Origin of the sequence: Vibrio sp. 10N.222.48.A3 (genome assembly GCF_041475345.1) — a bacterium.
Taxonomy (GTDB): Bacteria; Pseudomonadota; Gammaproteobacteria; order Enterobacterales; family Vibrionaceae; genus Vibrio; species Vibrio tasmaniensis_A.
Map to the genome: position 1 here is coordinate 1 of NZ_JBFRVX010000456.1, position 4023 is coordinate 4023.

A 4023-nucleotide genomic window follows, 5' to 3' on the forward strand; every position below is an offset into this window, starting at 1 on the left:
ATATTGAAGGTTCTAAGCGTAACTTCTCTCGTTCATATTTTACTCGCGCTAAAGGCGGGGTACTAATGAAGTCGATCACGGTTGCTATCCGCAATGGTGAAGACCGAGTGATTGGCTTATTGTGTATTAACGTGAACTTAGATGCGCCATTCTCACAAGTTCTGCAATCTTTCATGCCTACGCAAGACGCGGACGAAGCTGCGTCATCTGTTAACTTTGCTAGTGATGTTGAAGAACTTGTCGACCAAACGGTTGAACGCACGATTGAAGAGATCAATGCAGACAAATCTGTATCGAACAACACCAAAAATCGCCAAATCGTGATGGAGCTATACGACAAAGGTATTTTCGACATCAAAGACGCGATTAACCGCGTTGCTGAGCGATTGAATATCTCTAAGCACACAGTGTACTTGTACATCCGTCAACGTAAAACAGAGGATGAAGAGGGTTGTTAAGCTATACACTCTTAGTTAATGGACCCGTTTACGGCTCACAATCCGCAAGAAGTGCTTATCAGTTTGCTGTGGCTCTATTGAAACAGGGCCACAAACTTCACAGTGTGTTCTTCTATCAAGACGGCGTCAGTAATGGCTCTGGCATTACTGTGCCGGCTAATGATGAATTTGACTTAGCTGCCGCTTGGCAAAAACTGGCGGACGAGCACAATGTTAGCCTAGAGACATGTGTTGCTGCTGCGCTAAGGCGTGGAGTTATCAGCACTGAAGAAGCGGCGCAACATCAATTAATTGCCTCTAACTTGGCGACAGGGTTTACCCAAGCTGGCTTAGGGAGTTTATCTGAAGCACTTCTGACGCAAGATAGGGTTGTCCAGTTTTGAGCTCATTAGCATTTATATTTAACAGCTTTCCTCATACAACGGCTGCAGGTAGGGAAGGGCTAGACGCATTGTTAGCGGCTTCAGCTTACAGTGAAGACATCAGCGTATTCTTTGTCGCTGATGGCGTTACACAGCTTCTCAAAGCGCAACAGCCTGATGAATCCTTATCACGTGACTATATTTCTGCATTCAAGCTTATGGACCTCTACGACATCGAGCAGGTTTACGTGTGTCAACATAGCCTCAATCAGTTTGGTCTCTCGACTGATAACTTACTGATCGATGTGACTGCGCTAGAAATGAATGAGTTGACGCAGAAGTTAGCTCAGAGCCAAAAAATACTGACTTTCTAGGGAACGTTATGCTTCATATTGTAAAATCAGTAGACAAACTCAAGCTTGCATTGATGTACTCGCAACAAAAGGACCATATCCTTTTGGTTGAAGATGCGGTGTATGTTTGCCTTCCAAATCATGAGTTATTCAATCAAATCTCCACCGTTAAACATGTGTCGGTATTAAAAACAGATCTTTATAGTCGAGGTTTACAACAACTTGCTTCAAGCACCCTGGATCAAGTGGACTTCGATGGATTCGTAAAACTGACTGTTTTGAACGACAAATCAGTCACTTGGTAGCTGCATTTTATCAGTGTGGTTAAAAAAAGACCATCCTGAGCTCTAGACGGCTAAAAAAGATCTGTATATTTCTTGACACACATCCCACTGCTGAATAGAATTTTGCGTCCCTATTTACACTATGTGTAATAGGGCTAGATTTTTCATCAAGCTTACTTTCAAGTAAATCAGGAGCTAGTTAATGGCAACTATTAACCAGTTGGTACGTACTCCTCGTGTAAAGCAGGTTGTTAAAAGCAACGTGCCTGCACTAGAAGCGTGCCCACAAAAACGTGGTGTATGTACTCGCGTATATACTACTACTCCAAAAAAACCGAACTCAGCACTACGTAAAGTATGTCGTGTTCGTCTAACTAACGGCTTTGAAGTTACTTCATACATCGGCGGCGAAGGTCATAACCTTCAAGAACACAGTGTTGTTCTTATCCGTGGTGGTCGTGTTAAAGATTTACCAGGTGTGCGTTACCACACTGTTCGCGGTGCACTTGACTGTGCAGGCGTTAACGACCGTAAGAAAGGTCGTTCTAAGTATGGTGTGAAACGTCCTAAGTCTTAATGCGTCTTTTTTTAAAAGAAAGCGTTAAGTAAGGCCAAACACTATTTATTTATTATTCTGAAAAGTTTTGGAAAAAACCTGAAGAAGACAACGGAGAAATTCCATGCCACGTCGTCGCGTAATAGGCCAGCGTAAGATCCTTCCAGATCCTAAGTTCAAATCTGAGCTGCTGGCAAAATTCGTTAACATCCTTATGGTTGACGGAAAAAAATCTACTGCAGAGAAGATTGTTTACACTGCACTAGAAGTTATGGCTGAGAAATCTGGTAAAGATCACTTAGCTGTATTTGAAGAAGCTCTTGAAAATGTTCGTCCAGCGGTAGAAGTTAAATCTCGCCGTGTGGGTGGTTCAACTTACCAAGTACCTGTAGAAGTTCGTCCGGTTCGCCGTAACGCTCTTGCTATGCGTTGGGTAGTTGAAGCTGCGCGTAAGCGTGGTGAAAAATCTATGGCTCAACGCCTAGCTGCTGAAATGCTAGACGCGTCTGAGAACAAAGGTACTTCGGTTAAGAAACGTGAAGACGTTCACCGTATGGCTGACGCAAACAAAGCGTTCGCACATTACCGCTGGTAATACCTTTTTAGTGCTGCAAGTTTCCTTGCAGCACTTCTTTAGTTCCTATGCTTATGCTAGGAACTATTGCTATTTCTAGGGCAAGCACTTTTTAGCGAAGTATCGCTTCTAGCGCATAATCTAGACATAGCAATAGTCCCTAAGTCTCTAATAAGAGGATTCAACCGTGGCTCGTAAAACTCCTATTGAGCAATACCGTAATATCGGTATCGTTGCTCACGTAGATGCAGGTAAAACAACCACAAGTGAACGTATTCTGTTCTATACCGGTCTTTCTCACAAAATCGGCGAAGTTCACGATGGTGCAGCAACCATGGATTGGATGGAGCAAGAGCAAGAGCGCGGTATTACGATCACTTCAGCAGCAACTACTACGTTTTGGCGTGGTATGGAAGCTCAGTACTCTGACCACCGTATTAATATCATCGACACTCCGGGGCACGTTGACTTCACAATCGAAGTAGAACGTTCTCTGCGTGTACTTGATGGTGCAGTTGTTGTGTTCTGTGGCTCATCTGGTGTTGAACCTCAGTCAGAGACTGTATGGCGTCAAGCTGATAAATACCAAGTTCCACGTATGGTTTTCGTTAATAAAATGGACCGTACAGGCGCAGACTTCTTGCGTGTAGTTGAACAGATCAAGGATCGCCTAGGCGCAACTCCTGTTCCAATTCAACTGAACATTGGTGCTGAAGAAAACTTCCAAGGCGTTGTCGATCTTATCAAGATGAAGGCGATTAACTGGAACGAAGCTGACCAAGGCATGACTTTCACGTACGAAGATATTCCTGCAGACATGCAAGAAATGGCTGAAGAATATCGTACAGAACTTGTTGAAGCTGCTGCAGAAGCAAATGAAGAGCTGATGGATAAGTACCTTGAAGAAGGTGAACTAACAGAAGCTGAAATCAAACAAGGTCTTCGTACTCGTACCCTTAATAATGAAATCGTACTTGCTACATGTGGTAGTGCATTCAAAAATAAAGGTGTACAAGCTGTTCTAGATGCAGTTGTTGACTTCCTTCCTTCTCCTGTCGATGTACCTGCAATTAAAGGTATCGATGAAGACGAGAACGAAGCAGAGCGTCATGCAGACGACAAAGAACCGTTCTCAGCGCTAGCATTTAAAATTGCAACAGACCCATTTGTTGGTACTTTAACTTTCATCCGTGTTTACTCTGGTGTTGTTGAAAGCGGTAAAACAGCTTACAACTCTGTGAAGAAACAACGTGAACGTTTAGGGCGCATTGTTCAAATGCACTCAAACAAGCGTGAAGAAGTAAAAGAAGTACGAGCAGGTGACATCGCAGCCATTATCGGCCTTAAAGATGTTACTACTGGTGAAACTCTATGTGATCAGAACCATAAAATTGTTCTTGAACGTATGGAATTCCCAGATCCAGTTATTCAGATCG

The 4023-nt window shown here is 43.3% G+C and carries 7 protein-coding genes; all 7 read left to right on the forward strand.

Translation table 11 applies throughout. The annotated features are described in order from the left end of the window. The coding region (locus AB4653_RS13685; protein ID WP_372104441.1) for a transcriptional regulator at positions 1–458 on the forward strand (458 nt) is incomplete at its 5' end. After that, complete coding sequence (gene tusD, locus AB4653_RS13690; RefSeq protein ID WP_009848934.1) at positions 452–841, forward strand: sulfurtransferase complex subunit TusD; 390 nt, start codon at positions 452–454, stop codon at positions 839–841. The genes AB4653_RS13685 and tusD, both read left to right, overlap by 7 nt. Next, on the forward strand, positions 838–1194 hold the full coding sequence (tusC, locus tag AB4653_RS13695) for a sulfurtransferase complex subunit TusC (RefSeq protein ID WP_009848935.1): 357 nt from the start codon (positions 838–840) through the stop codon (positions 1192–1194). The genes tusD and tusC overlap by 4 nt, the downstream gene beginning before the upstream one ends. A gap of 8 nt (positions 1195–1202) precedes the next feature. Further along, positions 1203–1478 carry a sulfurtransferase complex subunit TusB gene (gene tusB, locus AB4653_RS13700; RefSeq protein ID WP_009848936.1) on the forward strand — a complete coding sequence of 92 codons (276 nt, stop codon included), beginning with the start codon at positions 1203–1205 and terminating at the stop codon, positions 1476–1478. Between the two features lie 181 nt (positions 1479–1659). Next, positions 1660–2034 carry a 30S ribosomal protein S12 gene (rpsL, locus tag AB4653_RS13705; protein ID WP_012604917.1) on the forward strand — a complete coding sequence of 125 codons (375 nt, stop codon included), beginning with the start codon at positions 1660–1662 and terminating at the stop codon, positions 2032–2034. Positions 2035–2137: 103 nt separating this feature from the next. Continuing rightward, positions 2138–2608 carry a 30S ribosomal protein S7 gene (gene rpsG, locus AB4653_RS13710; RefSeq protein WP_012604916.1) on the forward strand — a complete coding sequence of 157 codons (471 nt, stop codon included), beginning with the start codon at positions 2138–2140 and terminating at the stop codon, positions 2606–2608. A gap of 166 nt (positions 2609–2774) precedes the next feature. Next, positions 2775–4023, forward strand: a 1249-nt coding sequence (fusA, locus tag AB4653_RS13715) for an elongation factor G (protein ID WP_372104444.1), incomplete at its 3' end; no start/stop codon positions are given.